Source organism: Pseudomonas sp. FW305-20, from assembly GCF_058788075.1.
Genome location: NZ_JBYTAJ010000004.1, coordinates 115,417 through 141,751, shown reverse-complemented (window position 1 = coordinate 141,751; position 26,335 = coordinate 115,417). Strand labels below are relative to the sequence as shown.

Sequence of the window (26,335 nt, the reverse complement as noted above, 5' to 3'; positions counted from 1 at the left end):
CACGGCTAAAAAACCCAGCAATTATTTCATTCAATTCCCCGCCAGGTTGATCCTCCCGTCTGGCGGGTTCGAGGCTGTGCGCCTGCGCATCGGCCACGCTACTGATAAGAACAAGAGAACTGACCTATGCTCGCATTTCTTGGTTTGGCCATGGTGGTGGTTTTCACCTACCTGATAATGTCGAAACGCCTATCGCCGATTGTCGCCCTGACTGTGGTGCCGATTGTGTTTGCGGTGATTGGCGGTTTTGGCGGCACTACGGGCAAGATGATGCTCGACGGCCTGAAGATGGTTGCGCCTTCGGCTGCGCTTCTGCTGTTCGCCATTCTGTTCTTCGGACTGATGATTGATGCCGGGTTGTTCGACCCGTTGATTCGCAAAATCCTCAAGCGTGTAAACGGCGATCCAATGAAAATCGCTATCGGCACCGCGCTGCTGTCACTGGTGGTCGCCCTCGACGGCGACGGCACAACCACCTACATGATCACCTGCGCGGCAATGCTGCCGTTGTATAAGCGTATCGGCATGAACCCGATGATTCTGGCGACCATCGCCATGTTGTCCTTGAGCATCATGAGTGGCATGACCCCATGGGGTGGGCCCGCAACAAGGGCGATCGCGGCGCTGGGCCTGGATGCCGGCGAGTACTTCGTTCCCTTGCTGCCGACCATGATCGGCGGCGCGATGTGGGTGGTGTTCACCGCTTTCCTCCTGGGCCGTGCCGAGCGTAAACGCATCGGCAATGTGCAGCTACAGAGCGGTGGCGGTAATTGCTACATCGACGCGATCCTGGGCGATACCCCGCACAAGCGGCCTAAACTTGCATACGTGAACCTGTTGCTGGTGATCGCGGTCATGGTCGCGCTGGTAATGGGGGTCATGCACTCGGCGATCCTGTTCCTGATCGGCTTTGTCCTGGCACTGATGATCAACTACCCGCAACTGGATATTCAGAAAGAGCGCATTCTCGCCCATTCCGGCAACGCCATGACCGTCGTACTTTTGGTGTTTGCTGCCGGTATCTTTGCCGGGATCTTCTCGGGCACCAAGATGGTCGACTCCTTGGCGCAAACGCTGGTGGACTGGATTCCGCCATCCTGGGGTCACCTGTTCCCACTGGTGGTGGCGATCACCAGCATGCCGTTGACCTTTGTTCTTTCCAACGATGCTTACTACTTTGGGGTGGTACCGATTCTGGCTAACGCGGCCGCAGCCTATGGCATCGACCCGGTTGAAATCGCCCGGGCCTCGATACTCGGACAACCTGTGCACCTGATGAGCCCTCTCGTGGCTTCGACGCTGTTGCTGGTGGGGATGGTTGACCGCGATATCGGCGATTTCCAGAAAGCCACCGTCAAATGGGCTGTGCTGACTTCCCTGGTGATCACGGCGATAGCTCTATTGACCGGTGCGATTAGTCTCTTCACCTGATTCAACCACGCCACCTGTTTCTCCTGACGCGCCTCACCAGTGAGGCGTGCGCTGTTCTGCACTCCAAATAACAACAATGAGTAGTTCGCTATGACCACTTTGTTTACCCAACGGGCGCTGTTTTCCTTTCTCGGTTTGTTGCCGCTGACCAGCGCCAGTGCAGAAGGGTTTATCAATGACAGCAAGCTTAAGCTGCAATTGCGCAACGTCTACTTCAATGAGAATTTCCGCGACGAGCATGGTTTAAGTGCCAGATCAGCAAGGACGGCGAAGAGCGAACGAACCGAGTGGGCCCAGGGATTTCTGTTGGATTACCAGTCGGGATTTACGCCTGGCACTATCGGGTTTGGTGTTGATGCCCTCGGCCTGCTCGGGGTCAAGCTCGATTCCGGCCGTGGTCGCAGTGGCACTGGCTTGTTGCCCGTGCATGATGACGGTCGTGCGGCTGACGAATTCGCAAGTCTGGGTATGAGTGCCAAAGCCCAATTGGCCAAGACCACAGTTAAATACGGCACCTTGTTACCCAAGACACCAGTGCTGATCTACAACGATGCGCGTCTGTTGCCGCAAACGTACCAAGGCACACAGATCAGTAGCGTCGACATCGAAAACCTCACCCTCACCGGGGGCTACCTGGATCGATTCAAACTGCGAGATTCCAGCGACAGCATGCCGATTGTGCCCGACGGTTACGGCGGAGATAAATCAGGCGACTTCAGCTATGCAGGCGCCGAATACAAGCTGGGGAAGAGCATTCGTTTGAGTTACTTCTACGGCGAACTGGAAAACTTTTACCGACAGAATTTCGCAGGTATCCAGCACGACCTACCCCTGGGAGGCGGCGTACTGACCAGTGACTTGCGCTATTTCAACAGTGTCGATACCGGCTCCGCCTACGGCGGCAAGATCGACAACAACATGCTGAGCGGGCAGCTGTCCTACGCCATCTCTGGTCATACCTTCGGTGGCGGATACCAGACCCTCGATGGCGACGCCAGTTTGCCCTATATCAGCGGTGCAACGGTTTACTCGTTCAGCAACGCCGGTATAGGCAAGTTCATCGAGGAGGACGAGAAGACATGGATGCTCAACTACGGCTACAACTTTGTCGCTCTGGGCGTACCCGCTTTGACGTTTTCCACCCGGTATCTGAGCGGCAACGACGGTAAGTCCACCACCACGGTAAAAGAATGGGAACGTGACGCCGAACTGGCTTACGTCGTGCAACAAGGCACCTTCAAAGGTCTGGGTGTGCGGTTGCGTAACTACGTTTACCGCTCTGAGTATTCCCGTGGCCGAGATAGCAACCGGATCTACTTTACCTATGACATCGCCCTCTGGTGATCCCCTGATTGCTGCCTCCCGATTTTCCCAGGCCGCCTTTTCAGTGGCGGCTTCATAGGATTGGGTGAAGAGGGGCGGCTTTGCGGTCCGGACACCTCAGATCGTACAACGTGGACTTGGTAAAATTGATTTTCATGGCCATAAGGGTGCCTCATTTCCTAAGTGATTGATTCTGGTTTTGTTTTAGGGTTAAATCGGCGCCTGCTTTTGCATTTCCCATGCCCCGATGGTGAAATTGGTAGACACATCAGACTTAAAATCTGCCGCCGCAGGGCGTGCCGGTTCGATTCCGGCTCGGGGCACCACTTCAAAATCCGCTGCATTTTTCCAATCCCATCCCTGTCACTAGCGTCTAACCGACTCTGGTGTTTTTTTGCTGCGGCCTGAACGGTATCAAAGAGCGCGAGGGATTTTACTGCGCCGCGATGGATGTCTTGGCGCTGGGCCAGTATCGCTTCAATCAGCAATTGCAATGAATAGAGCTACGCTTGTTTGCAGTGGAGGGACTTCGCACGGTCCTTCATTGGGCAGCGGAGCCAAAAGACATGGGTATTGAACAGGATGTTTATCCTGCCGCCACCGTTCTGGTGGTCGATGACACGCCAGACAATCTGATGCTGTTGGCCGACCTGCTCAGCGACAGGTATCGGGTCAAGGCTGCCAACAGTGGCGAAGCGGCGTTGCGGGTATTGCAAAACAGTCCACTGCCGGATCTGATCCTTCTCGACATCATGATGCCAGGGCTGTCGGGTCATGAGGTCGCCCGGCAGTTGCAACAGGATCCTCGCACTCGCGCTATCCCAATCATTTTCCTGACCGCAATGGCGTCAATGGAAAACGAAATCCAGGGCCTGGAGTTGGGCGCGGTCGACTACATCACCAAGCCCATCAGCCCGCCATTGGTCCTGGCTCGGGTGCAGACCCAGCTGAAGATCAAGGCCGCAGCTGACTTTCTTCGTGATCAAAACGATTTTCTGGAGCAGGAGGTCCAGCGCCGCACCCGTGAGGTGGTGGCGATACAGGACGTCACGATCCAGGCCATGGCTTCGCTGGCGGAGACACGCGACAACGAGACGGGCAACCATATCCGTCGCACCCAACATTACGTCAAGCTGCTGGCCGAACTGCTGCGCGATCATCCGCGTTTCAATCTATTCCTGAACGATGACAGCATCCGCCAGCTGTTCAGGTCGGCACCGCTGCACGATATCGGCAAAATCGGTATTCCTGATCACATCCTGCTCAAGCCGGGGCGTTTCACCCCGGAAGAATTCGAGATCATGAAGACCCATACCACCCTGGGCCGTGATGCCATTCAGCGTGCCGAAGATCAATTGGGAATTTCGGTGGACTTCCTGCGCGTGGCCAAGGAAATCGCCTATAGCCACCAGGAAAAGTGGGATGGCAGCGGCTACCCGCAGGGGCTGGCTGGCGAACAAATTCCGATCAGCGCCCGATTGATGGCAGTGGCGGATGTGTATGACGCGCTGATCAGCCGGCGCGTGTACAAGGCGGGAATGCCGCATGAACAGGCGCTGGACATCATTCGACAGGGGCGCGCGACTCACTTCGATCCAGATGTCTGTGATGCATTCCTTGCCAGTGCCGAGCAATTCCACGTCATTGCGGAACGTTTTCAAGACAGCGATCAGGACATGGCCATGCTGATGGACCTGCACCGCACTGCCCAGAAACCCTGAACGGTCGACTCGCCGGTTTTTCATCAACAGGAATTGCTATGACCAGAGTGCTCGCTTTGCTGGAACGACTGCCGCTGCGGATCAAGTTGATCCTCGGTTTCGCGGCGTTAGGCGCGCTGGTTCTTGTGCTCGGCGTGCAGAGCCTGCGAACCCAGGACTCTTTGAAAGCGGATATGCGGCGGCTGTATCAGCAAGAGTTGGCGGGCATGGAACACTTGCAGGAAGCGAGGGTGCAGATGCCGCATCTTGTGCAGGGTTTACAGCATGCCGTCAACGGCGACAGCGAAGTTGTTCGTAGCAAGGGCGTCGAGCAATTTCGTGAGGCTCGAAAAAATCTTCAAGAAGCGTTGCAGCTGGCACAGCCGACCCTCTGGCGCCAGGAAAACCAGGAGCGGTTCGCCACGTTCGAGGTTTTGTTGAAGCGTTTGCTGCAAGACGGTGAGGCAGCACTGCAACTGGCCGGTGCAGGGGATCAAGCGCAAGCCTCGCGGCTGATCAATAGCGTCCTGTTCCAAGGGCTGGATGAGCGCGTGGACGACTTGCTCAAACAAATGGCGGGAGCCAAACAGGCCTCCATTCATGACACAGCCAAACAGATCGCAGAATTTGCCGGGCGCAGCACCCGGCTCACTTATCAATTGTTACTGGGCGGCCTGACACTGGCGTTGCTGATGGGCTGGTTGATCAGTCGCTCGATTCGCCTGCCCCTTTACCGGGTTCGCGCCGCCGTTGACGAGCTGACCGCCGGCCGACTGGACGGGACGATTCCCCATACCGATCTGCAAAATGAAACCGGCGATCTGGCGCGTGCCATCGCAACGCTACAGACCGAGTCGCAACAATTGGAGCGCCAACGCTGGGTCAAGGCGCAAGCCGAACTACTTCAGACCAACCTGCCGCAAGCAGAAACTCCTAGCGAGCTGGCTCAGGTCTTTTTGCGGCATATGGCGAGCATGCTCGGCATCGGCCGGGGCGTGCTCTATAGCGTGCAAGAACATAATGAAAGCCTGCAACTGATTGGCAGTTACGCGACCGATCCTGATTCCCCGCCGGCGTCCACGGTGACTTTCGGAGCCGGTCTCCTGGGGCAATGTGCACTGGATCGAGCGTCCCGTGAATTGCAGGGGCTGACGCAGTCATTCGGACGCTTGCATTCGCAGCTGGGGGAAGTGCCCGCCAGCTATCTGCTGGTGCAACCAGTTGTGCGGGGTGAACGTCTGCTCGGCGTGCTCGAACTGGCGGGTCATCAACCGCTGGGCCCCCGTGAACAGTCGCTTTTGCAGGAGGCCATGCCACGCCTGGCCGGGGCCATGGCGGTGATGGAGCGTCATCTGGCGGTGCAATCCTTGCTGGTTGAAACTCGGCGCCAGGCCGATGAAATGGGCGAGCAGGCTTTGCGGCTGGAGCTGCAATCGAAGGAACTGGAAGCGCAGCAGAGCGCATTGCGTGCCACCAAGGCCTGGTATCGCGCGATTCTCGAGGCAGCACCGGACGGCATGATCGTCATCAATGCCGAAGGCGAGATCCTGATAACCAACCCGCAGCTGGACACGCTGTTCGGTTATGCCCCGGGCGAATTGGTGGGCGAGGCCATCGAACGGCTGGTGCCTGACGCGGCGCGCGGGCGCCATGTGACGTTGCGCAATGGTTTCATCGCCCATGGCAGCACCCGGCAGATGGGCGCGAAACTGGATGACCTCAAAGGCCTTCGCAAGGATGGCAGTCTGTTTTCCGTAGAGATCGGCCTGTCGCACTTGCCGCTGCTGGAGGGGCGTGGCACGTGCATTTGCGCTTCGGTCCGCGACGTCAGTGAGCGACGGCAAATGCAGGCGGCGCTCAAGTCCAGCGAAACGCAGTTGCGTGCGGTATTGGACAGTAGCCCGGTGGCTATGCTGATCCGTGACGATGAGGGTCGCTTGAGTTACTGCAACCCGGAACTGGAGAGTCTGTTCGGCGTCGACCGCGAGCAGTTTGGTGAGATGGATGAAAATCTCTTCTGGTGCGATGCACAAGCCCACAGCCGATTCCTGGACGCTGCCGCCAAAGGGGCGGTTATAAATTTCGAGGCCAGCCTGCAGCGCAGCGCAGGAGAACGTTTCGACGTCTTGCTCTCGGCCGTACCCTTGATTCCCGGCGAGCGCAGCAGCGCCAGTTGGTATTACGACATCACCGACCGCAAAGCCGCCGAGGCGCAGGTTCAACTGGCCCGGGAAATCGCCGAAGAAGCGACACGCGCCAAGAGCGAATTCCTCGCCAACATGAGTCATGAAATCCGCACGCCCATGAACGCCATTATCGGCATGAGTCATTTGGCACTGCGCACCGAGCTCGATAATCGACAACGCAACTACATCGTGAAGGTGCATCGCTCGGCGGAGAACCTGTTAGGAATCATCAACGACATCCTCGATTTCTCCAAGATCGAGGCCGGCAGGATGGATCTGGAGCTAATACCTTTCCGTTTGGAAGACGTGCTGGAGAATTTCACCAACGTGGTGGGCCTGAAGGCCGAGGATAAAGGCCTGGAGCTGCTCTACAGCACGGTCGCCAATCTGCCGACCGCACTGATCGGCGACCCGTTGCGGCTAGGCCAGGTCCTGGCCAACCTGGGCAACAACGCGACGAAGTTCACCGAACACGGTGAAATTGTTCTGGGCATCGAACGAGTTGGGAGTGAGGAGGGCAAGGTCGAGCTGCATTTCTGGGTGCGCGATACGGGGATCGGCATGAGCGAAGAGCAATGCCAGAGGATTTTTCAGTCCTTTATCCAGGCCGACAGTTCCACGACTCGCAAGTACGGAGGGACTGGCCTGGGCTTGTCGATTTCCAAACGTCTGGTGGAATTGATGGATGGGCGCATCTGGGTCGAAAGTACGCTGGGCATCGGCTCTACGTTTCACTTTTGCGTGAGTCTGGGCATCCAGGCAGAGGCGCCTGCGCGGCGCATGTTCACCGCCGACGAGCTGCTAGGCATTCGTGTGCTGGTGGTCGACGACAACGCAAGTGCCCGTGAGATTCTTTCGGTCATGGCACACAGTTTCGGTGTGGAGGTGGACGTGGCTGAAAGCGGTCGCATGGCGCTGCGCATGTTGGTGCAGGCCGAGAAAGCTTCGTTGCCTTTCGACCTGGTTCTGATGGACTGGCGGATGCCAGGCATGGATGGGGTGGAGACCGTCCGCCAGATGCGTTCCAGCAACCTGACGCGCACGCCGTCAGTCATCATGGTCACTGCCCTTGATCGCGAAGAGTTGCTTGAACAGGCCAAGCTCCAGCACGTGCAGTTGCCGGTGGTGCTGACCAAGCCGGTGACTCCGTCCACCTTGCTGGAATCCATCGGCACGGTGTTCGGCAAAGTGCCGCAAACCGGTACCCGCGCCAGTGAGCGCAACGAGCAGAGCGCTGACCACATGGCGCGCTTGAAAGGCGGGCGCCTGTTGTTGGTGGAAGACAACGAACTGAACAGGGAGCTGGCGTGTGATTTGCTGCAAGGGGCCGGCATCGAGCTAGAACAGGCCTTCGATGGTCAGCAGGCACTCGATTTGCTGGCGCGTGACAGCGATTTCGACGGCGTACTGATGGACTGCCAGATGCCTGTGATGGATGGCTACACAGCGACCCGCAGGATTCGCCAGCAATCGAACTTCGCGGCATTGCCGATCATCGCCATGACCGCCGACGCCATGGCAGTGGATCGCGAACGCGCCCTGGCCTGTGGCATGAATGACCACCTGTCCAAGCCATTGGACGTAGACGCCATGTTTGCCACGCTGGCCAAGTGGATCAAACCACGGCTCGGTCGTAGCGGGCAGGCGCAAGAGTTGAACGATCCCCAAATATCCGCATCGTTGCCCACTGAGCTCGAAGGTATCGATAAGGTCGCCGGGCTGACCGCCTGTTCGGGCAAGGAGGCCCTTTACTTGCGACTGTTGCGCAAATTCCATGCGACTCAATTTTGCTTCGTCGAACAGTTTCAAGCAGCACTCGCTGACCCTGATCCAACAGCAGCCACGCGCATGGCTCATACCTTGCGCGGGAACGCCGGGAACATTGGGGCCAAGTCTGTGGCGCAGGCGGCCGCACAGCTTGAGCACGCGTGCCGGGCCGGCGAACCGAGTAAGGTCGTGCAGTCGAATTTATCCGAGGTTGAGCAGCACTTGATGCCCGTGTTGAGTGCGTTGTCGCGGTTGGGTGAGGTAAATCCAGCATCAGTCGAGCAGGCGCTGCCGTCCGGGCCGACAATCAGTGGACGGCTCGCCAGGCTCCGGCGGCTATTGGCTGACAGCGACACCGCTGCCATTGGAGCGCTTGGTGAGATGCGTGGCCTGTCGCTCGGTGATGCGCTAGCCCAGCGTTTGGACCTGGTCGCTCAGCAGCTTGAGCGCTTTGACTTCGAGCGTGCCTTGGAATTGCTGCAAGGCGAAATACAACACTTCGTCTCCACCGACGACGATAACGTGGGGGAGATTGAATAGATCCCAGCCGTTTGTACGCGGCTGAGTGCAACTGCCGTCACTGGGTCTGAGTGACGGCTGTCTGCTTGACATACCCTTAGCGCATTGTTGGTGCTGATCATTATTTACTCTGGATCCTGATCGACGGTCACTTCCTTCCAGCTGTTATCCGGATCAAACAACTTCATCGATTTCGCCAGCTTGTCACTGTCGGGACCTAGGTCCTTCTCGAAGACTTGGCCTTCATGGCTGATCAGGAAGCTCATCACGCCGGTGTCATCGTATTTCGCCGGCCAGGCGACCAGCGCGAAGCCGCGGCTCATTTTGTCCCCGATCATATAGCTGTAGGCACCGCCCGGCGCCGAGGGGCCTTGTCCCTTGAGAATGCGAAAGTGGTAACCGTGCCAGTCGTCACCGCCGGCGGCCTCGCCGAACAATGGGCCAAGCGGGCTGACCTGACCACTATCGTCGTCCGCCCAATAGAGTCCGTCGTGTGTGCCGGGTGTACTCAGGATGTTCTGTGCGTATTCGAGCGCACCGTCATCGTCATTGTCCACCGACGCATAGTCCATCTGGGCATCGTGATAGGTCAGCACAGATTGCACCGTGTAGAGTTCGTTACGGCCGATACGGCGTGCGCGGATTTCATTGCTGCCGGCCTTCATGTCGAACTGCCAACCGTTTGCCCCTTTGACCAGGGGGATAGGCAGGGTCCAGCGGTCACTGCCGACCGACAGAGTTGCCTTGCGGTCAGTGGTTTTTTCGATGTGGTGTTGCTCGTGATACTGCTTCAAAAACTCATCGACATCGCTGCGTTGTACACCTTCGCGGGGAATGACCTGGCGCCAGTCTTTTCCCAGCAACTCTGTCAGGCGTACCTGATCGGCCTTTTCCTTTCCCAGTGCCATGACGAACGCTTCAACAGCCTTTTCCGGCGTGGAGAATGCCTGCTGCGCCGTCGCCATGCACGACCACGCCAAGCCCGCGATGATCGCCAAAGTCGGAGGCAACAGATTCATGAATATTCTTCCTCGACGTTGGCTTTTCACCGACGACCCCCTCTCGAACGCGCTGGACTGGATGGCCGACTGATTTGATTGCCGGAAGAACGCATGCTGCTGGGACGCTGGGCGGAAGCCTGGCTAGTGCGCCCGCGAGAGGCTTGGGCATTGGACTGGGACGGTGAACGCACCCCGGCGAATGCATTGTTTTTGGCACTGCCTGGGCTGGCAGCCGGTCGTTTTGTCGTACTCTGACGCGCCTGAGAGGTGTCCTGCCTACGTTGATTCACCTGGGCAGTCTGTTTGCGAGGCTGCTCGTTTTCGCGAATATTTCTGGCGTTACCCTGGCTTCTGTCAGCCGTTTTCGGTCTGTCCGCGCCTGCCTGCGTTCGATTGCCTGCCGAGATTCCCGACTGTGCCTGGCGTGCTTGTTCACGGGCTTGTCGGTTGCTGGTGGCGGGTCTCTCGACACCGCTCCTGTCCATGGCGCTACGCGCATTCTCACGAGCCTTGGCGCGCTGGGCATCGTCTCCGCGATAAGCCTGGCGCTGGTTGGCACCGTTGAGTTGACGACCATATTCCTGCCGGCTTCTGTTGTCTCGATAGGGAACGCCATCGCGATGTACTGCGTTGTGCTGCCACTTGTTCTGATTATTGGTTATCTGGTTGTTGCGATTGATGTTGTTGTATCGATCGACGTCGATGTCGATGTCGTTATTGCCCCAGTCACAGTCGCCCCATAGCGAGCCGATTATCGCTACGCCGGTGCCGAACGCCAACCCGGCCAGCAAAGCCGAACCCGGATAATAAGCGGGTGGCGGTGGATAGTAGACAGGGGGCGATTCTGGATAAGCCCAAGTGCCGTAGGTGGTTGTCGGGTTGTAAGTGGGAACGTACACCACCTGCGGATCTGCGGGCTGGATGATGATGGTGGAGGAGCTGGCTGGGGCTGGGGCTGAGGATGCGGCCGTCGATGGCGATGCAGTTGTTGGGGCGGGAGCGGTCACATTTTGAACAGTCACATTCTGATACTGATTGCTCTGCAGGTTGCCGGCGGCCTGCGCTTGACGCCGCAAGCGTTGCACGCCCTCCATCACCTCATCGGGCTGCGCCAGAAAGGCATCGCCCAGTCGCTGAACCCAGACAAGATCCTGCCCCACGGTCGCCAGCAATTGGGGAAAGGCGACCAGCGCTTGAACACTTGGGTCCCAGGGTTGGGTTGCCACTTGTTTGACCGCCTCATCGCCTTTGGCTTCAGGATGCGCTTTCGACCAGTTAACGGCCTCGGCGACTTCCCCAGGGTAGGTGCTGGCCATCAGCATCTGTGCAAGAAGCGGGTCTGGATAAAGCGCAATGGGAGCCAGCATCTGATCCAGTTGCTCTTGAGTAAAGACTGCGTCCTTGACTGCCGCTGCAGCGGGTGGCGTTTGGGCAGCGGTGGCATTCGATGGCTGCGCCTGGGCGGCAGAACCATGCAAAAACAGTACAGCTGATATCGCGTAAAACAGAGGAATGCGCATTGCGCCCTCCATGTGCCAGCCAGGCTGGCGAAGATCGGATTAGGCTGCGTCATCATCAAAAAGACAGATACTGTCATTTGATCTGTCATCTCGAACTGAAGCCCTGTTTTTCGAGCCCAAGGTTTATCCGCGTATACCGCTTGGTTTCATGGCGTTGCATTCCTTAATAGTGGTCTACGAGCCAAGGCTGTTGTGGGGCCTGGGAATCCCGTTGTTTTCGGCAGTTATTGACCCTGGCTGCTAATCCCTGGATTTGCGCCGCGTCGATCTTCGCCTGAAGGGTTGCCGATATTGAGAAGCCGTCTCTCGATCAAGACATTTTGAAGGGCCTGGCGGGCTTCAGCGTCCAGCTGGTGCTCTCTCTCCTTGAGTTCAAGCAGGATTGGGCTGGACCAGGTGCGATAGGTTTTCTCGGTCTTGCGAATTGATGTCATCTGTCCCCTCCTTGATCAGTGCCCGCCAACACCGTTGGCGTAATTTGGATTCGATAGAATCCTAGTTGAAGAATCTGTTCGCCGCCAAAAAATAGCAGGGCAATGTAAAGCCCCCCATTGCAGACATCGCTATTGTTCTTATCGTTAAAAAATATATCGATCAGTTCGGGGAGAGCTAATCTTAAAAGTTGCGTTGCCTGTATATAAGCAATTATCAGTGGCTGCCATTGCTATAACGTTCTTTCTAGTAGCCCTAAGACTCCAAATAACGCCCATGCCCGTGCCTGCCTGCAGGGCGAAGCGATTGCAGGAGGACATTCATCAGGTGTTGAAGGGGCGTGATCTCAACAGGAAAGCCGTCAAAGACGAGCCGCTCCAGGAAACACTGAATGCTGGTAGAGCAGTGTTAATAAAAACCTCTGCCTACAAAGATTTAGAGCAATTGTAAGTTGCAGGTGATGTGATCTACGTCACCTATAAAGCTAGGGGGAGTCATGCGCAGTGACGGCGTTTCAGTTTGTCTTGCAGGTCAATTACAAAGATAACTAACAATAAACTCAGTATCCAATATCTATGTCTTGTGCGCCCCGAGGCAGGGCGAGTTCTGGTCGAAGCTTTCAAGTGTTGGATGTCATGCGCCAGCGGCTGGCCCGAATGAATTCGATTCAGCCGCCGATGCTGTCAGCTAAACGAAAGGCTGACCGGTAAAACCACGAGGCAATCGTTGCAGTCCTTTCATGGCAGTGAGCCGTTCGACCCAGGCCGCTCGCCAGTCATTGGCGCTATGCGTAACTTTGGCTTTGCGTGCGGCGCGGCGTGCAGCGTTGCGCTGGTCTTTGCGCGCATCCTTGAACGCATCGGTGTTGCGGCAGCTTCTGCATTTCACCCGGGTCAGTTCGCTGGTTGAAACGAGTTTGCTGCCTTTGTGACCGCAGGCCAGATGCCCGCCTACTTTGAAGTGAGTAACCATCAGACGCCTCCTTGGTGACGTGTGATCGTTTGACCTCAAGCGTACGGCGACGTTCGTTGTCTGCGTAATAGTCAAAAAAAAGCCCGCGTGCGGGCGGGCCAGGGGATTCTTCAAAGGAGTCCGGTCAATGTAAAGCCTGAGATGTGAATGCCGTGTGAAATGGATTGCCCAGGCATAAAAAAACCCGGCGCCAGGCTGGGTTGGGGATGTAGCAAGAAACGCTCAGGCAAGGACGCACCCGGTGACGATAAGGTCGCCGTTCATGCGTCCTGAAGCAGGCCGTGTCCTTGAGGATGTCCAGATCGAATCATCTGAACCGCGGCAGGGGGCGGTCGACAGGTTTGAGCGACGACAGCGTATTGCGAATCAGTGGTGTGTCCTTCTCGATGTCGTTCAGGCGATCACGGATTCTGAGGGCTGTCGGGTGCCCGCCTTGATGATCGACCCAGTCGGCGATTTCCTTGCATGCCGCTGCCAGGCGAACCTGACGGGAGTCGAGCAGGGTGAGCAGGGTGGTGATGGACTCTTTTTCGGACATGGCAAACACCTCCGTTCAAGAAACCTGTTACTGGCAGCAAAAAGCCCGCAGGGGAGCGAGCTGTTTGCTGATGGGGTCGCTGATCCTTCAGCTGTTTTTCAGTATAGACCCGCGCAAGGCAGGTAGCATCAGCCTTCCCGGGCCGTCACTTGCGACCTGGCATTCAGCTGCCGGCATTCGCGCCGGGCGTCTTCTTCACGATCGAAACCGTCGCCGATGAAGCCGCGGGTTCGAGTATCGGCGATGCGATACCAGACGGCGGCGGCAGGTGGTGGATGATCGGTTTCTCCGGCTCGGCGACCATGGATGATGATCTTGTTGCATCGTTTCACAACGAAAATGTCTTCCATGGCGTCACCGTAGCTAATTCAGGTTCACAACTACTATAGAAGCCATTTGCGATCGTGCAAAAAATAGACAGGTCAGTTCGTCGCTTCAACACTAGCGATCATCTTCTCTAAAAACACCGCAAGCCCGACTTCCTCGGCCCTCAGCCCTTTACGCGCTCGAGGACGGGGCAGGTCAGCCAACGCTCCCAAAAGAAAGCCATCGAGCACCGCCGGGTGGATGTAGCACTTGCGGCAGACGGCCGGTGTGTTACCCAGTTGTTTGGCGACGTTCTTGACCATCTCCACCACATGCCGCTTCGCGTCCGACTCGGACTCCCACTGCAGTTCCCGCAGAACCGCCAGCGCCAACGCGCTGCCAGCCCAGGTTCGGTAGTCCTTGGCAGTGAAGTCGGCACCGGTGAGTGTCTTCAGGTAGGCGTTGACGTCGGAGGAACTGACGGTGTGTCGCTCGCCGTTTTCATCCAGGTACTGAAACAGGTTTTGCCCGGGAATTTCCAGGCAGCGTTTGATGACCCGCGCCAGGCGTCGGTCTTTCACGGTGATCTGGTGCTCGACACCGCTCTTGCCACGGAACTGGAACTGGATCGCGTTGCCGTTGATCTCGACGTGACGGTTACGCAGGGTGGTCAAACCGTAAGACCGATTGTCCCGAGCGTATTGGGAGTTGCCGACCCGGATCAGCGTCGCATCGAGCAAGGTGATGACCGTGGCCATGACTTTGTCGCGACTGAAGCCGGGAGCCGCCAATAGAGTTTCAAGCTGTTTGCGCAGTTTCGGTAGCGCTAACCCAAAGTCCCGCAAGCGTGAATATTTGTCGGCATCGCGCACTTCTCGCCAGCGCGGGTGATAACGGTATTGCTTGCGACCTCGGGCATCACGACCGGTAGCTTGCAGATGGCCGCGCGGGTCGGCGCAGATCCACACATCCGTGTAGGCCGGGGGCACGGCGAGGGCATTGATACGTTTGATCTCATCCTGATCGGTAATGCGTTGGCCCGCAGGGTCGAAATAGCAGAACTTGCCGCGCAGTTTCTTGCGGGTGATGCCGGGCTGGGTGTCATCGACGTAATGCAGGTCGGGTGGCAGCACATCGGGCAGCGCGGTATCGGGCATGGCAATAGTCCTGGGCGGTGGATCAGGGGCCGTTACAGCCATTGACCGCACGTTGTTGCAGTCGTGCCAGCGGATTTACGCCAGCACCGCCACCGCCTTGATCTGTGCCCAGAGTTGCTGGCCAGGGTGCACGCCCAATTGGTCCCGGGAGTAGCGGGTGATCCGCGCCAGCAGCGGTGTGCCGGCAGCGTCCAGACGGATCAGCGCGTGGGCGGCATTGTCCGCGCCCATTTCACTGATCACGGTGACCGGCAGGCGATTGAGGATGCTGCTTTGCTCGACACTTTGCAGGCTCAGGCTGACATCCCGTGCCTGAACCTTGCAGCGCAGCGCCTGACCCGGGGTCATCAGTGAGTGAGCCACGCGAATGTTCAGGGTTGTGTTCGGCAGTTGCAGGGTCAGCAACTGATAGTCGGCGTCATAGGCAATGACGTGCCCCTCGATCACCACGCCGGCATCGTCGCCCAGCGCCAGGGGCAGGTCCAGGCGGGCCAGCGTTTCGCCAATAGCGCCGCTGGCCAGTGCCTTGCCATTGCTGAGCAGAACAAGGTGATCGGCCAACCGTGCAACTTCATCCTGCGAGTGGCTGACGTACAGCACCGGGATTTCCAATTCATCATGCAGTCGTTGCAGGTAAGGCAGGATTTCGTTTTTGCGCTGGCTATCCAATGCCGCCAGCGGCTCGTCCATCAGCAACAGTTTCGGGCTGGTGAGCAGGGCACGAGCGATGCCAACCCGCTGCCGTTCACCGCCGGAAAGGTGCTGCGGATGGCGATCCAGCAAATGGCCGATTCCGAGCAGTTCAGTCACGTGTGCCATGTCGACCCGCCGCTGTTGGCGAGGAGTGCGCTTGAGGCCGAACTGCAGATTGGCCAGCACCGACAGATGGGGAAACAGGCTGGCTTCCTGAAAGACGTAACCCAGCGCCCGCTTGTGTGGCGGCACGAAAATCTTCCTGTCGCTGTCCTGCCAGATCTCATCGTTGACCTGGATGAAGCCCTCATCGGCCTTCTCCAGGCCGGCAATGCAGCGCAGGCAGGTGGTCTTGCCCGAACCGGAATGACCGTAAAGAGCAGTGACACCGCGGCCGGGCAATTGCAGGTCCACCTCCAGGGTGAACCCTGAGTACTTCAGTTTCAGACGCGTATGAATCATCGGTCAGCTCCAGCCTGCTTTGGTTTTACGGCTGGAGTAGAGCGCCAGCAACACAATAAAAGAGAACACCAGCATCGCCCCGGCCAGCCAATGAGCCTGGGCGTATTCCATGGCTTCGACGTGATCGTAGATCTGCACCGAGACCACCCGGGTCTTGTCGGGAATGTTGCCGCCGATCATCAGCACCACACCGAATTCCCCGACGGTGTGGGCGAAACCGAGAATGGCCGCGGTGATGAAGCCAGGGCGGGCCAGCGGCAGGATCACGCTGAAAAACGTGTCCCAGGGATTGGCACGCAAGGTCGCAGCCACCTCCAAGGGGCGAGTGCCGATGGCAGAAAAAGCATTTTGCAGCGGCTGGACCACGAACGGCATCGAGTAGAGCACCGAGCCGATCACCAGCCCCGCAAAACTGAAGGTCAGGGTCCCGAGCCCCAGTGATTGGGTGAAGTGGCCGACAAACCCGTTAGGGCCGAGCGCCAGCAACAGATAAAAGCCAATCACCGTTGGCGGCAGCACCAGGGGCAGGGCGACGATCGCCCCGACCGGGCCGCGCAACCACGAGCGGGTGCGCGATAGCCATAACGCAATCGGAGTGCCTATGACCAGCAGGATAACTGTCGTCAGGGACGCCAGTTTCAGGGTCAGCCAAATGGCGGAAAAGTCGGCACTCGATAGCGTCATTAGAGTTGGTAACCGTAGGATTTGATGACAGCGGCGGCTTTCGGACCTTTGAGGTAGTCAACCAGCGCCTTGGCAGCCGGATTGTCCTTGCCTTTATTGAGGATCACCGCGTCTTGTTTGATCGGATCGTGCATGTCGGCTGGAACGATCCAGGCCGAGCCGCCGGTGACTTTGCCGTCTTTGTAGATCTGCGACAAGGCCACAAAACCGAGTTCGGCATTACCGGTGGAGACGAACTGGTAGGCCTGGGTGATGTTCTGGCCTTCAACGATCTTGGCTTTGACCTTGTCGGTCAGGTCCAGCGTGGCCAGCACCTGCGTGGCGGCGAGACCGTAAGGCGCGGCTTTCGGGTTGGCGATGGACAGGTGCTGATACTGGTTGTCGCTCAGCACTTTGCCCTTTGCATCGACATAACCTTCTTTCGCCGACCACAGAGCCAGGGTGCCGATGGCGTAAGTGAAGCGCGAGCCTTTGACGGTGTCGCCTTCGGTTTCGAGTTTTTGCGTGGTGGTGTCGTCCGCCGAGAGGAACACTTCGAACGGTGCGCCGTTCTTGATCTGGGTGTAGAACTGGCCGGTTGCACCAAAGGAGGTGACCAGTTTATGCCCGGTGTCTTTTTCGAAATCCGCGGCGATCGCCTGAATCGGCGCAGAGAAGTTGGCTGCGACGGCGACCTGGACTTCGTCCGCCAGGGCGGAGCCGACAGCGAACACTGCGAACAGGGTTGCCAGGAAGGTGGGGGCAAAACGTGAGGCACGAATGATCATGAAACGGCTCCGTTGTAGGCAGATGCAACGAGGAGGGCAAGCGCTATATAGTGGAATATATAGCGAAATGCCTGCAAACGGAACGTGTTGAATGCGCGTTATTGAGGTCACGCAGGTGAATGCGTTACCGACGAACTAACCTGGCCAATCCTTCCTCAGCCAGCTTCCGCGTCAGTTCAGCCGTGGTCATTTCAACGCCCAGGGTGAATGCCTGGCCCGCCCAGAGATTGCTGAAATCCGCTTCTCCCTTGGCCCGCAACGGCATCAGCGCACCACCCGCAAGCGGGAAGGCCGGTGCTTTTGCACTCATAGGCCCGAGTTCGCGCATTACCCGATTGAGAATGCCGCGTGCCGGGCGTCCGGTGAAAATGTTAGTGATGGCCGTTTCGCTTTCCTTGGCCGTGCGCAACGCCTTGTGATGAGACGCGCTGACCTTGGCCTCCGGTGTGAACAAGTACGCCGTGCCCACTTGCACCGCCGAAGCCCCCAACAGGAACGCTGCCGCGACGCCTCGTGAGTCGGCAATCCCGCCCGCAGCAATCACCGGCACTTTCACCGCATCGACGATCTGCGGCACCAGCGCAAAGATCCCTACCTGGGTGCTCAGATCATCACTGAGAAACATGCCCCGATGGCCGCCGGCTTCATAGCCCATGGCAATGATTGCGTCGCAACCGTGCTGCTCGAGCCAAATGGCCTCTTCGACCGTGGTAGCCGAGGAGAGCACTTTCGCTCCCGTGGCTTTCACACGGTCGAGCAAGGACTTTTCCGGCAGGCCAAAGTGGAAACTCACCACTTCGGGACGAAATTCCTCGACCACTTCGCAGGCCGCATTATCGAACGGTGCTCGATTGGACACCGGCGTCGGCGCGTCGAAGTCCACGCCAAGTTCCCGATAGTAGGGCTCCAGCAGATTCTTCCAGTCTTGAGCGCGTTGCTCATCGGCGGCGGGTGGCTGATGACAGAAGTAGTTGACGTTGATCGGGCGCTGCGTGTGCTGGCGAATCGTTTTCAGCTCTTCGCGCAACTGATCGATGCTCAACATGGCTGCCGGCATCGAACCCAGGCCTCCGGCGTTACTGGCTGCGATAACCATGGCCGAGTTGGTCGCGCCGGCCATGGGCGCCTGGATGATCGGCAGTTCAATGCCGAGCAGGTCAAGAATGCGGGTATCTGGCCATTTGCTCATTTGAAGGGTTCTCCGACGTCATAACAGGGCAGGGACGGTTGGACCGATTTTGTATCAGCTATGACGGACATAAGGCCAGCCGAGTTTTCCTTTCGTGTGCCACTCTTGGCTTAATGTCGAGTACGGTGAAAAATTGCGATGTGTTTTCAACTGCACGACAACTGAGTGATTCCATTAGGAGGCCGTAATGTTCAAAGGCATTTTGATCGACAAAGACGACAGCGGTTACCGGGCCACGCTGCAAGAGATCAATGACGATCAACTGCCCGAAGGCGATGTGACTGTGCGTGTGGCGTATAGCACGTTGAACTTCAAGGATGGCCTCGCGATCACCGGCAGCAGCCCGGTGGTGCGAAAATTCCCGATGGTGCCGGGGATCGATCTGGCAGGTACCGTCGAAGTCAGTACGCACCCGGACTACAAGATCGGCGATCAAGTCGTACTCAATGGCTGGGGTGTTGGCGAAGGGCATTGGGGCGGACTGGCGCAGAAGGCTCGCTTGAAGGGCGACTGGTTGATTCCACTACCCAAGGCGTTCACCGCGGCCCAAGCAATGGCGATCGGCACGGCGGGTTACACGGCGATGCTGAGCATCCTGGCGCTGGAACACAATGGCGTGACGCCCGAGCAGGGCGAAGTATTGGTCACCGGCGCCAATGGCGGCGTAGGCAGTTTCGCCATTGCACTGCTGAGTAAGCTCGGCTATCGGGTGGTCGCGTCCACCGGCCGACCTTCCGAGCACGACTACCTCAAGCAGTTGGGCGCCAGCGAAATCATCGAGCGCGCCACGTTGTCCGAGCCGGGCAAACCCTTGGCCAAGGAGCGTTGGGCGGCAGTTATCGACTCGGTCGGCAGCCACACGTTGGCCAACGCCTGTGCCAGCACCAAGGCCAACGGCACGGTCGCCGCGTGTGGCCTGGCGCAGGGCATGGACTTTCCGGCTTCAGTCGCGCCGTTCATTTTGCGCGGCGTAACCCTGGCCGGGATCAACAGCGTGACTCAGCCCAAAGCCAAGCGGATACTGGCCTGGAGTCGTCTGGCCAAGGATCTCGACTTCGCTTTGCTGCCGTTGATCAGTCACGAAATCGGTTTGAGTGAAACGATCGAGGCCGCACCGCGTTTGCTCGCTGGTCAGTTACGTGGTCGGGTGGTGGTCGACGTTAATCGTTGACTGTTGCACCATAATTTAAACAGACAAATGACAGAGACAAGGACTATCGACCATGGATGTTAAGCAGCGTGAAGTGCGGCCCTTTAGCGTCTCGGGCCTGCAAGTGCGCACCTGCAATGCCGCCGAGCAGCAGCCAGACACTGCGCGCATCGGCCCGATGTGGGAACAGTTTTTCGTTGAGGACATCTTCGACAAGATCCCCCACAAACAGCCGGACTCCTTCATGTACGGCGTCTATTCCAACTACGAGTCCGACGCTTCTGGCCATTTCGATGTGACCGCGGGTGCGGCGGTCACCGCGCCCTCCGAGGACTTTGCGCAGATTCAGGTGCAAGGAGGCGACTACCTGGTGTTCAGCGCCAACGGGGCGATGCCGGACTGTGTCATTCAGGCATGGGGCCTGATCTGGGCTTACTTTAAGGACAACCCGCAGGTTTGCCGCTCGTTCGCTACAGACTTTGAGGTCTATACCAGTCCGGATTCAGTGTCGGTCTATATCGGCATTCAGGACTCAGACGGGTTTTCGCGCTCAAGCAACTGACGCTTGCGTTCCACACCCCAGCGATAGCCCGACAGGTTGCCGTCGCTGCGCACCACGCGGTGGCACGGAATCGCCACGGCGATATTGTTCGCGCCACAGGCTTGAGCCACGGCGCGCATCGCTTTTGGCGCGCCGATTCGTTGAGCGATATCGGCATAGCTGGCGGTGCAGCCGACGGGAATTTCCCGCAGGGCTTGCCAGACACGTTCCTGAAAAGCGGTGCCACGAACATCCAGCGGCAAGTCGAGGCCAAGGGCCGGTGCTTCGATAAAACCAACCACCTTGGCGATCAGTTGCTCGAACGCTTGGTCGGCGCCAATCAGGTTGGCTCGCCGAAATTTGTCCTGTAGATCGCAAACCAGTTGGTGCGGGTCATCGCCCAGCAGGATCGCGCAAACACCACGCTCACTCTGCGCCACCAGAATCGCTCCCAGGGAGCACTGGCCGACGGCAAAACGAATGTCATTGTTCTGACCGGCGGCGCGGTAATCACCGGGTTTCATGCCCAATAGCTGATCGGCGGCTTCATAGAAACGGCTGTTGGAGTTGAAGCCGGCGTCATACAGCGCATCGGTCACCGAGTCTCCGTCCGCGAGGCGCTCCCGGACCCTGCGTGAACGATGGGCCGCAGCGTAACCTTTAGGCGTCAGACCGGTAATCGCTTTGAACACCCGATGGAAGTGAAAGCTGCTGAGGCCCGCGGCAACAGCCAGTTCGCTCAGAACAGGCAGACTTTCCGCGGTTTCGATCTGGCGGCAAGCGGCCGCCACGGTCGCGGCATGTTGCGCGGCGATGTCGCTTTGATCCTTCGCGGCGCGTTTGCTGGGGCGATAACCCGCCGCCTGGGCCTGCTCGGCGGTGTCGAAGAACTCGACGTTCTGTGGTTTTGGCAAACGCGCCAGGCTGCTGGGGCGGCAGTAAATGCCGGTGGTTTTCACGGCATATACAAACTGCCCGTCTGCCCGGGGATCACGCGCAATAACGGCGGCCCAGCGAGGGTCGTTCTCGGTGGCAATCTTAGTCGAATGGCTTGTCATGGCTTCATGTCCGTTGATCCGTTTCATGCAGATTAACCAGCCGACAGGGTCGCCGCACTCCGGGTCTTGCGGTCGAATTCGAAGGCTTCATCCGGCGGTGCGAAAGGTGAAGTTGATCCGCTGTTCGCCCAGTCGCGGGTGTTGGCCATCCTTGATCGGCAGGACCCCGTGATAACGCAAACGATCCACGCCACCCCAGACCACGATGTCGCCATGCAACAGCGGCACGCGTTGGCTTTTATCGCTGCGCTCGAAGCCGCCGAACAGGAACATCGCCGGCAGTCCAAGGGACACTGAAACAATGGGCGCTGCGTAGGAAACTTCGTTTTTGTCCTGATGCAACGACATCTTGGCTCCGGGAACATAGCGGTTGATCAGGCAGGAATCCGGCAGGAAATCCGCAAACCCCGCTTCCCGCGCCGCCGCTTGTGCCAGTTCAAGAAACACCTCGGGCATTTTCGGCCAGGGTTGCCCGGTCAGCGGATCCTCGCGGGTATAGCGATAACCGCTGCAGTCGGTGGTCCAGCCCAGCAATCCGCAACTGCTCAAGGCGACCGACATGGTAAAGCCCCCGGGCGTGATCATCTGCCGAAACGGTGCAGCCGCCAGAACCGCGTCCAGCGCGGGCAGCAACTGATCCAGCCAGGGCAGGGCAAAGCCTCTGAGGACGCAGGACTGGTCGCCGATACGATCGAGCCTGGGTTGCTGCTCGGGTTCCGCGTCGGCAAACAAGTCGAAGGTGGTCGGGTTCATGGGGTCATAACGCGTCGTGAAAGATGATTCCGAGGGTATGCCGTTTTCCGCTGTGCAGGCGACTCACGCCGTGGCGCAGGGTCACTCGGTAATAGCCACGAACGCCTTTGACCGGTCGTTGGTTGACGGCAAAGATCAGAGCGTCGCCTTTCTTCAGGCCGATGACCTGGGGGCGCGACTGCATTCGCGGGCGCTGCTCCGTCAGCACGAACTCACCACCGGTGAAGTCGTCTTCCGGCTCTGACAGCAGAATCGCCACTTGCAGCGGGAATACGTGTTCGCCGTACAGGTCCTGATGCAAGCAGTTGTAGTCCTGCGGTCCATATTGCAGCAACAGCGGCGTCGGGCGTTCCTGACCGGCGGCATGACAGCGGTCGAGAAATGCTTCATGGGTTTGCGGGAAACGAGTTGGCAGGTTCATGTGCTCATACCAGCGATTGGCGATGGGCACCAGTCGAGGATAGAACGCACTGCGCAAACGGGCGACGACATTTGGTAACGGGTATTTGAAGTATTTGTACTCGCCACGGCCAAAGCCGTGACGCGCCATGATGACTTGCGAGCGAAACGGTTCGGAACGGGCATACAGAGCGCTGATTTCATCGCAGGTCTGATGGCTTACAAGCGACTTGATAACCGCGCAGCCATCCTGATCGAGCTGCTGCTCTAGCATGACCCAGTCCAGTCCATCGAGAGAGCGCTCGCTCATCGCTGCGCCTCACGATCCAGCAATTGCCGTTTACGCTCCAGCCCCCAACGGTAGCCGCCAAGGCTGCCATCCGAAAGATCGCGTTCCAGCATTACCAGGTCATCACCGATCAGCAGCGCACACAAACCCTCGGCGCTGAACGCCAGCAGCAAGACGCCAAGGCTGGAAGTGCCGCTGATGAAGCGAATCGAGGAAGTAGGCATGTTCTGACTCCTAAACCAAAGGTTGAGGTGGCCAGTCTGGGGAGCTGGGATTGCGTTGACACTCCGGCGCTTGCGGTTGAATTCCGGAGGTAGGAGCAGACGTCCATGTTATCGCTCCGGATCCCGTTACAGCGCTTTGCTGACATTGATGTCGCTAATGACATCGTCGCTCGAACCATGAAGAGCATTCAGCGCAGCCTTGGCTTCTTCTTCGGTGCCGTTTTCAAGCTGGGCAAATTCGAAGCGGCGCTCACCGTTGAGTTTGTATTTGATGACGTACTTGGTCGTTTGGGCCACGGTCATACCTGCTTTTCCTGGTGTCTGGATGTCACTCAGCTCAGTTTCGTGCTGGAGCGGCGGATGATCTTGATGGTGTGAGTCAGGGTCGGTTTGCGAGTAACGCTGATCGGCCGACGGTTCACCGTGTCGATGGTGATGTTCCAGAAGCCGGTGCTCGGCGCGGTAATCCGGGCCGGGAAGGTGTCGAACGCACCGCCGTGGTAAGTGTGGCGGCCGCCATTCTTGAAGCTGCGAAAATTGGCGTCGTTCATCAAACGGATGTTGCATGTTTGGGAGCATTGAATGACGACGATGTCGTCTTCGTTGAGGTGCTCGCGCTGGTGGATAAATTTCATGAGGCGCCTCCAGAAGGGCTTTTTCTACAAAATCAAAACGATAGCATGTGCGATTGGCGCAGTTTATCAGCCCGAACGGGTTATTATCCGGCCGTCGAGGTCTGGTTTGACAATTAAAAACAGTTATACGGAATTCTATGAGCGATAAACGCAGCATGCCTCGGAGAAAAACAGCATTTGGACTGTCGGAGTGTCTTTATCGGAGGTGTTGTATGAAGTGGGGTGTGGTGTTCCTGCCTATGGCGATAGCGATGAGTGGTTGTGCGAATGTCTCGGAGATCAATGAGTCACTACCGACCATGAGCGTGATTTCAGGCAAGAAGCCTCACGAGTACGCGCAATGCCTCACCGAAAAACTGTCCAGCAGCCGGGGAGCGCTGCAAGTCGAGCCGCACAAGGACGGTGTGCGAGTCATCGTGCCGCAGAAGTTCTCCTCGGGGCCGGCCGCGGTATTTGATATTGAAGACCGCTCCACTGGCAGCAGCATCAAGTTGCACGAGCGCATTTCCAATGTGCCGTTGCGCCCCATGGATGTACGCAATGCCGCTACGGCGTGCATTTCCGGCTGATAGACTGTCGCCCGTCAGCACCGATGCCGCCAAAGTAGCGCTTTGGCGGCATTGTCATTTCTGGAGTCGAGCATGAAGCGAGAGCAGGTACAGGAGCGCCATGCAGAGGGTCACATCTCTGCCACCCACGTGATTCAGAATCCGGCGAATCCGGGAGAGTGGATCGTGTTTTTCAAGAAAAGCGCCGGGCGCAGTTATTTTCTGGTCGATGAGAATGATGAAGTCGAATCCTTCAGCAGCCTCGACGATTTGATCGAGACGGTACGCGGCCTCGGGATCAAGTTCGCCGAAATTCACATGTAGGGCAGGGCGCCTTACTTGCAGACCACCACGACGCTGCGGTTCTTGAAGTTGCCGACGTCAACGCCCAGAGTCTTGTCGCTTTCCTTGGTCGAAGGTGTTCCGTCGGTTCCTACGATCCGATAGCCGGTGCCAGCGCATGAGGCATCGGCTTTTTCGTAGCAGGTGGCCCAGGAGTTGGCTTCCCCGGAACAGTCGATGGCCAGGCCTTGCTCGCCGTTGTTCAGGTAGGTCGTTTCGGAAGTGGCGCAGCCGCTCAGGGCCAATGCCGCAATCAGGGGCAAAAATTTATTCATGTCGTTGTCGTCGTCAGGATGAAGGGGCTGAGCCTATGACAGCGCTGGCATCAAAAGGTTATAGCGAATGGCCACTTGTTTGCGGGCAATCACAAAAAAGCCCTGCGCAAGGCAGGGCTTGGGTCGAGTCCGGTGCTTCTCAGGACTTGTCCTTGCCGCGACGCTTCGGAGCTGGGTGTTCGAGCTCCAGAACGGATGCCACTTCAATCGCCGACGCTTCGGTGGGAAAAGGCCCGGCAATATTTTCGCCGCCTGCACTGTCTACCCACCACTGACCGTCTTTCGCCTGATTGATCAGGAACCCATTGACACTTTTTGCTTCCGACATCTATCTGCCTCGTTGACTGGTTCAATCGCGCAATGATAGCGCCAAATGCACTCAACGGGTGCTGATGGTGTAGGATTCGCAGCCGTGCAGAACTGATGGTCTGTGCTATCTATAAGGCTGCGGAGTTATCTCGGGAACTATCCGCGAGAATATTTCTCTATGATGGCATCGGTTAGCCAGCGCGGGGGCATTGTAAGGTGCACGCCGCCTGATTAGACTGCGCCGAAACTCGTACACACAGCCCTATCAAGGACTTTTATGATCAAGAAATGCTTGTTCCCAGCAGCCGGTTACGGTACTCGCTTCCTGCCAGCGACTAAAGCCATGCCCAAAGAAATGCTGCCGGTGGTAAACAAGCCACTGATCCAGTACGGCGTCGAAGAAGCACTGGACGCAGGGTTGACCGAAATTTCCATCGTTACCGGTCGCGGCAAACGCGCTCTTGAAGACCACTTCGACATCAGCTATGAGCTGGAAAACCAGATCAAAGGCACCGATAAGGAAAAATACCTGGTCGGTATCCGCAAACTGTTGGACGAGTGCTCGTTTTCCTACACCCGCCAGACCGAAATGAAAGGCCTGGGCCACGCTATCCTGACTGGCCGTCCACTGATCGGTGACGAACCGTTCGCGGTAGTGCTTGCGGACGACTTGTGCGTCAACCTCGAAGGCGACGGCGTCCTGACCCAGATGGTCAAGCTGTACGAGCAATACCGCTGCACCATCGTTGCGATCCAGGAAGTGGATCCGATGGAAACCAACAAGTACGGCGTGATCGCCGGCGAGCTGATCGCTGATGATTTGTACCGCGTTCGCAACATGGTCGAAAAACCAGCTCCGGAAGACGCGCCGTCGAACCTGGCGATCATCGGTCGTTACATCCTGACGCCGGATATTTTCGAGCTGATCAAGCAAACCGAGCCAGGCAAAGGCGGCGAGATTCAAATCACCGACGCCCTGATGAAGCAGGCGAAAAACGGTTGCGTGATTGCCTACAAGTTCAAGGGGCAACGTTTTGACTGTGGTGGCGCTGAAGGCTACATCGAGGCGACCAACTTCTGCTTCGAGAACTTCTACAAGACTGGCAAGGCTTACTAATAGCCTCTGACCCACTTGTATTGAAAAGCCACCTTCGGGTGGCTTTTT

General features: G+C 57.8%; 28 protein-coding genes and 1 tRNA gene. 10 read left to right on the top strand and 19 right to left on the bottom strand.

Annotated features, from left to right (window positions below; genetic code table 11):
* The first annotated feature begins 126 nt into the window (after window positions 1-126).
* From AC3WP4_RS05265 to AC3WP4_RS05245, 5 genes are all read left to right on the top strand, one after another.
* On the top strand, window positions 127-1,431 hold the full coding sequence (locus AC3WP4_RS05265; protein WP_102614411.1) for a CitMHS family transporter: 1,305 nt from the start codon (window positions 127-129) through the stop codon (window positions 1,429-1,431).
* A 90-nt stretch (window positions 1,432-1,521) separates the two neighbouring features.
* The gene (locus tag AC3WP4_RS05260) at window positions 1,522-2,775 is read left to right on the top strand and encodes an OprD family porin (protein ID WP_102614410.1); all 1,254 of its coding nucleotides are present in this window, start codon (window positions 1,522-1,524) and stop codon (window positions 2,773-2,775) included.
* A gap of 220 nt (window positions 2,776-2,995) precedes the next feature.
* A tRNA-Leu gene (locus AC3WP4_RS05255) sits at window positions 2,996-3,080 on the top strand.
* 240 nt (window positions 3,081-3,320) lie between these two features.
* Complete coding sequence (locus tag AC3WP4_RS05250; protein WP_102614409.1) at window positions 3,321-4,475, top strand: HD-GYP domain-containing protein; 1,155 nt, start codon at window positions 3,321-3,323, stop codon at window positions 4,473-4,475.
* 38 nt (window positions 4,476-4,513) lie between these two features.
* Entirely contained in the window at window positions 4,514-8,947 is a 4,434-nt protein-coding gene (locus AC3WP4_RS05245) for a response regulator (RefSeq protein WP_102614408.1), read from the top strand.
* Between the two features lie 104 nt (window positions 8,948-9,051).
* On the opposite strand, the gene AC3WP4_RS05240 is transcribed toward AC3WP4_RS05245, so the two are convergent.
* The 11 genes from AC3WP4_RS05240 to AC3WP4_RS05190 all read right to left on the bottom strand — a co-directional run bounded on the left by AC3WP4_RS05240 (window position 9,052) and on the right by AC3WP4_RS05190 (window position 18,647).
* A complete protein-coding gene (locus tag AC3WP4_RS05240; RefSeq protein ID WP_102614407.1) occupies window positions 9,052-9,945 on the bottom strand; it encodes a DUF2950 domain-containing protein in 894 nt (297 codons plus the stop codon).
* A 26-nt stretch (window positions 9,946-9,971) separates the two neighbouring features.
* Window positions 9,972-11,447, bottom strand: coding sequence for a DUF3300 domain-containing protein (locus tag AC3WP4_RS05235; RefSeq protein WP_102614406.1), 1,476 nt, complete (start codon window positions 11,445-11,447; stop codon window positions 9,972-9,974).
* Window positions 11,448-11,671: 224 nt separating this feature from the next.
* The gene (locus AC3WP4_RS05230; RefSeq protein WP_074876968.1) at window positions 11,672-11,881 is read right to left on the bottom strand and encodes a hypothetical protein; all 210 of its coding nucleotides are present in this window, start codon (window positions 11,879-11,881) and stop codon (window positions 11,672-11,674) included.
* A gap of 685 nt (window positions 11,882-12,566) precedes the next feature.
* The gene (locus AC3WP4_RS05225; RefSeq protein ID WP_074876967.1) at window positions 12,567-12,851 is read right to left on the bottom strand and encodes a hypothetical protein; all 285 of its coding nucleotides are present in this window, start codon (window positions 12,849-12,851) and stop codon (window positions 12,567-12,569) included.
* Window positions 12,852-13,158: 307 nt separating this feature from the next.
* Window positions 13,159-13,389 (bottom strand): hypothetical protein, encoded by a 231-nt coding sequence (locus tag AC3WP4_RS05220; RefSeq protein ID WP_056852777.1) that lies wholly within the window; start codon window positions 13,387-13,389, stop codon window positions 13,159-13,161.
* A 128-nt stretch (window positions 13,390-13,517) separates the two neighbouring features.
* Window positions 13,518-13,739, bottom strand: a complete 222-nt coding sequence (locus tag AC3WP4_RS05215) for a hypothetical protein (protein ID WP_074876965.1) — start codon at window positions 13,737-13,739, stop codon at window positions 13,518-13,520.
* Window positions 13,740-13,811: 72 nt separating this feature from the next.
* A complete protein-coding gene (locus AC3WP4_RS05210) occupies window positions 13,812-14,852 on the bottom strand; it encodes a DNA topoisomerase IB (RefSeq protein WP_102614404.1) in 1,041 nt (346 codons plus the stop codon).
* Between the two features lie 75 nt (window positions 14,853-14,927).
* Window positions 14,928-16,007, bottom strand: coding sequence for a molybdenum ABC transporter ATP-binding protein (modC, locus tag AC3WP4_RS05205; protein WP_102614403.1), 1,080 nt, complete (start codon window positions 16,005-16,007; stop codon window positions 14,928-14,930).
* 3 nt (window positions 16,008-16,010) lie between these two features.
* A complete protein-coding gene (gene modB / locus AC3WP4_RS05200) occupies window positions 16,011-16,691 on the bottom strand; it encodes a molybdate ABC transporter permease subunit (RefSeq protein WP_074876958.1) in 681 nt (226 codons plus the stop codon).
* Entirely contained in the window at window positions 16,691-17,458 is a 768-nt protein-coding gene (modA, locus tag AC3WP4_RS05195; protein WP_102614402.1) for a molybdate ABC transporter substrate-binding protein, read from the bottom strand. The genes modB and modA overlap by 1 nt, the downstream gene beginning before the upstream one ends.
* A gap of 124 nt (window positions 17,459-17,582) precedes the next feature.
* Window positions 17,583-18,647, bottom strand: a complete 1,065-nt coding sequence (locus AC3WP4_RS05190) for an NAD(P)H-dependent flavin oxidoreductase (RefSeq protein WP_074876953.1) — start codon at window positions 18,645-18,647, stop codon at window positions 17,583-17,585.
* 187 nt (window positions 18,648-18,834) lie between these two features.
* Between AC3WP4_RS05190 and acuI the strand changes: the two genes are divergently transcribed.
* Together acuI and AC3WP4_RS05180 are read left to right on the top strand one after the other, a co-directional pair.
* On the top strand, window positions 18,835-19,818 hold the full coding sequence (gene acuI, locus AC3WP4_RS05185; RefSeq protein WP_102614401.1) for an acrylyl-CoA reductase (NADPH): 984 nt from the start codon (window positions 18,835-18,837) through the stop codon (window positions 19,816-19,818).
* A gap of 52 nt (window positions 19,819-19,870) precedes the next feature.
* Window positions 19,871-20,359 carry a GyrI-like domain-containing protein gene (locus tag AC3WP4_RS05180; RefSeq protein WP_074876949.1) on the top strand — a complete coding sequence of 163 codons (489 nt, stop codon included), beginning with the start codon at window positions 19,871-19,873 and terminating at the stop codon, window positions 20,357-20,359.
* Here AC3WP4_RS05180 and ada read toward each other — a convergent pair.
* The 6 genes from ada to AC3WP4_RS05150 form a co-directional block, all read right to left on the bottom strand.
* Window positions 20,323-21,396 carry a bifunctional DNA-binding transcriptional regulator/O6-methylguanine-DNA methyltransferase Ada gene (gene ada / locus AC3WP4_RS05175; protein ID WP_102614476.1) on the bottom strand — a complete coding sequence of 358 codons (1,074 nt, stop codon included), beginning with the start codon at window positions 21,394-21,396 and terminating at the stop codon, window positions 20,323-20,325. The genes AC3WP4_RS05180 and ada overlap by 37 nt on opposite strands.
* An 87-nt stretch (window positions 21,397-21,483) precedes the next feature.
* Complete coding sequence (alkB, locus tag AC3WP4_RS05170; protein WP_102614400.1) at window positions 21,484-22,149, bottom strand: DNA oxidative demethylase AlkB; 666 nt, start codon at window positions 22,147-22,149, stop codon at window positions 21,484-21,486.
* Window positions 22,150-22,153: 4 nt separating this feature from the next.
* Window positions 22,154-22,858, bottom strand: coding sequence for a 2OG-Fe(II) oxygenase (locus tag AC3WP4_RS05165; RefSeq protein WP_102614399.1), 705 nt, complete (start codon window positions 22,856-22,858; stop codon window positions 22,154-22,156).
* On the bottom strand, window positions 22,855-23,061 hold the full coding sequence (locus AC3WP4_RS05160) for an MGMT family protein (protein ID WP_102614398.1): 207 nt from the start codon (window positions 23,059-23,061) through the stop codon (window positions 22,855-22,857). The genes AC3WP4_RS05165 and AC3WP4_RS05160 overlap by 4 nt, the downstream gene beginning before the upstream one ends.
* 126 nt (window positions 23,062-23,187) lie before the next feature.
* Window positions 23,188-23,364, bottom strand: coding sequence for a hypothetical protein (locus AC3WP4_RS05155; RefSeq protein WP_156886756.1), 177 nt, complete (start codon window positions 23,362-23,364; stop codon window positions 23,188-23,190).
* A 29-nt stretch (window positions 23,365-23,393) separates the two neighbouring features.
* The gene (locus AC3WP4_RS05150; protein ID WP_024164534.1) at window positions 23,394-23,696 is read right to left on the bottom strand and encodes a DUF1883 domain-containing protein; all 303 of its coding nucleotides are present in this window, start codon (window positions 23,694-23,696) and stop codon (window positions 23,394-23,396) included.
* A gap of 212 nt (window positions 23,697-23,908) precedes the next feature.
* On the opposite strand from AC3WP4_RS05150, the gene AC3WP4_RS05145 reads away from it, so the two are divergent.
* Both AC3WP4_RS05145 and AC3WP4_RS05140 read left to right on the top strand, forming a co-directional pair.
* Entirely contained in the window at window positions 23,909-24,265 is a 357-nt protein-coding gene (locus tag AC3WP4_RS05145; protein WP_074876943.1) for a hypothetical protein, read from the top strand.
* 72 nt (window positions 24,266-24,337) lie between these two features.
* Entirely contained in the window at window positions 24,338-24,568 is a 231-nt protein-coding gene (locus AC3WP4_RS05140) for a hypothetical protein (RefSeq protein WP_076030975.1), read from the top strand.
* An 11-nt stretch (window positions 24,569-24,579) separates the two neighbouring features.
* Here AC3WP4_RS05140 and AC3WP4_RS05135 read toward each other — a convergent pair whose 3' ends face one another.
* Window positions 24,580-24,861, bottom strand: coding sequence for a hypothetical protein (locus tag AC3WP4_RS05135; RefSeq protein WP_076030976.1), 282 nt, complete (start codon window positions 24,859-24,861; stop codon window positions 24,580-24,582).
* 139 nt (window positions 24,862-25,000) lie between these two features.
* Window positions 25,001-25,189, bottom strand: coding sequence for a hypothetical protein (locus tag AC3WP4_RS05130; RefSeq protein ID WP_074876938.1), 189 nt, complete (start codon window positions 25,187-25,189; stop codon window positions 25,001-25,003).
* A 258-nt stretch (window positions 25,190-25,447) separates the two neighbouring features.
* Between AC3WP4_RS05130 and galU the strand changes: the two genes are divergently transcribed.
* Entirely contained in the window at window positions 25,448-26,287 is an 840-nt protein-coding gene (galU, locus tag AC3WP4_RS05125) for a UTP--glucose-1-phosphate uridylyltransferase GalU (RefSeq protein ID WP_076030977.1), read from the top strand.
* The last annotated feature ends 48 nt before the right edge of the window (window positions 26,288-26,335 follow it).

Bases quoted from the DNA above. Each gene is read 5' to 3' on its own strand.
- AC3WP4_RS05215 (WP_074876965.1), bottom strand. From the start codon at position 13,739: ATGGAAGACATTTTCGTTGTGAAACGATGCAACAAGATCATCATCCAT.
- AC3WP4_RS05190 (WP_074876953.1), bottom strand. From the start codon at position 18,647: ATGAGCAAATGGCCAGATACCCGCATTCTTGACCTGCTCGGCATTGAA.
- AC3WP4_RS05130 (WP_074876938.1), bottom strand. From the start codon at position 25,189: ATGTCGGAAGCAAAAAGTGTCAATGGGTTCCTGATCAATCAGGCGAAA.
- AC3WP4_RS05145 (WP_074876943.1), top strand. From the start codon at position 23,909: ATGAAGTGGGGTGTGGTGTTCCTGCCTATGGCGATAGCGATGAGTGGT.
- AC3WP4_RS05250 (WP_102614409.1), top strand. From the start codon at position 3,321: ATGGGTATTGAACAGGATGTTTATCCTGCCGCCACCGTTCTGGTGGTC.
- AC3WP4_RS05135 (WP_076030976.1), bottom strand. From the start codon at position 24,861: ATGAATAAATTTTTGCCCCTGATTGCGGCATTGGCCCTGAGCGGCTGC.
- modA (WP_102614402.1), bottom strand. From the start codon at position 17,458: ATGATCATTCGTGCCTCACGTTTTGCCCCCACCTTCCTGGCAACCCTG.
- AC3WP4_RS05235 (WP_102614406.1), bottom strand. From the start codon at position 11,447: ATGCGCATTCCTCTGTTTTACGCGATATCAGCTGTACTGTTTTTGCAT.
- AC3WP4_RS05160 (WP_102614398.1), bottom strand. From the start codon at position 23,061: ATGCCTACTTCCTCGATTCGCTTCATCAGCGGCACTTCCAGCCTTGGC.
- AC3WP4_RS05140 (WP_076030975.1), top strand. From the start codon at position 24,338: ATGAAGCGAGAGCAGGTACAGGAGCGCCATGCAGAGGGTCACATCTCT.
- AC3WP4_RS05180 (WP_074876949.1), top strand. From the start codon at position 19,871: ATGGATGTTAAGCAGCGTGAAGTGCGGCCCTTTAGCGTCTCGGGCCTG.
- ada (WP_102614476.1), bottom strand. From the start codon at position 21,396: ATGACAAGCCATTCGACTAAGATTGCCACCGAGAACGACCCTCGCTGG.
- modC (WP_102614403.1), bottom strand. From the start codon at position 16,007: ATGATTCATACGCGTCTGAAACTGAAGTACTCAGGGTTCACCCTGGAG.
- AC3WP4_RS05265 (WP_102614411.1), top strand. From the start codon at position 127: ATGCTCGCATTTCTTGGTTTGGCCATGGTGGTGGTTTTCACCTACCTG.
- modB (WP_074876958.1), bottom strand. From the start codon at position 16,691: ATGACGCTATCGAGTGCCGACTTTTCCGCCATTTGGCTGACCCTGAAA.
- AC3WP4_RS05220 (WP_056852777.1), bottom strand. From the start codon at position 13,389: ATGTCCGAAAAAGAGTCCATCACCACCCTGCTCACCCTGCTCGACTCC.
- acuI (WP_102614401.1), top strand. From the start codon at position 18,835: ATGTTCAAAGGCATTTTGATCGACAAAGACGACAGCGGTTACCGGGCC.
- AC3WP4_RS05245 (WP_102614408.1), top strand. From the start codon at position 4,514: ATGACCAGAGTGCTCGCTTTGCTGGAACGACTGCCGCTGCGGATCAAG.
- AC3WP4_RS05225 (WP_074876967.1), bottom strand. From the start codon at position 12,851: ATGGTTACTCACTTCAAAGTAGGCGGGCATCTGGCCTGCGGTCACAAA.
- AC3WP4_RS05165 (WP_102614399.1), bottom strand. From the start codon at position 22,858: ATGAGCGAGCGCTCTCTCGATGGACTGGACTGGGTCATGCTAGAGCAG.
- AC3WP4_RS05260 (WP_102614410.1), top strand. From the start codon at position 1,522: ATGACCACTTTGTTTACCCAACGGGCGCTGTTTTCCTTTCTCGGTTTG.
- galU (WP_076030977.1), top strand. From the start codon at position 25,448: ATGATCAAGAAATGCTTGTTCCCAGCAGCCGGTTACGGTACTCGCTTC.
- AC3WP4_RS05230 (WP_074876968.1), bottom strand. From the start codon at position 11,881: ATGACATCAATTCGCAAGACCGAGAAAACCTATCGCACCTGGTCCAGC.
- alkB (WP_102614400.1), bottom strand. From the start codon at position 22,149: ATGAACCCGACCACCTTCGACTTGTTTGCCGACGCGGAACCCGAGCAG.
- AC3WP4_RS05240 (WP_102614407.1), bottom strand. From the start codon at position 9,945: ATGAATCTGTTGCCTCCGACTTTGGCGATCATCGCGGGCTTGGCGTGG.
- AC3WP4_RS05210 (WP_102614404.1), bottom strand. From the start codon at position 14,852: ATGCCCGATACCGCGCTGCCCGATGTGCTGCCACCCGACCTGCATTAC.
- AC3WP4_RS05150 (WP_024164534.1), bottom strand. From the start codon at position 23,696: ATGAAATTTATCCACCAGCGCGAGCACCTCAACGAAGACGACATCGTC.
- AC3WP4_RS05155 (WP_156886756.1), bottom strand. From the start codon at position 23,364: ATGACCGTGGCCCAAACGACCAAGTACGTCATCAAATACAAACTCAAC.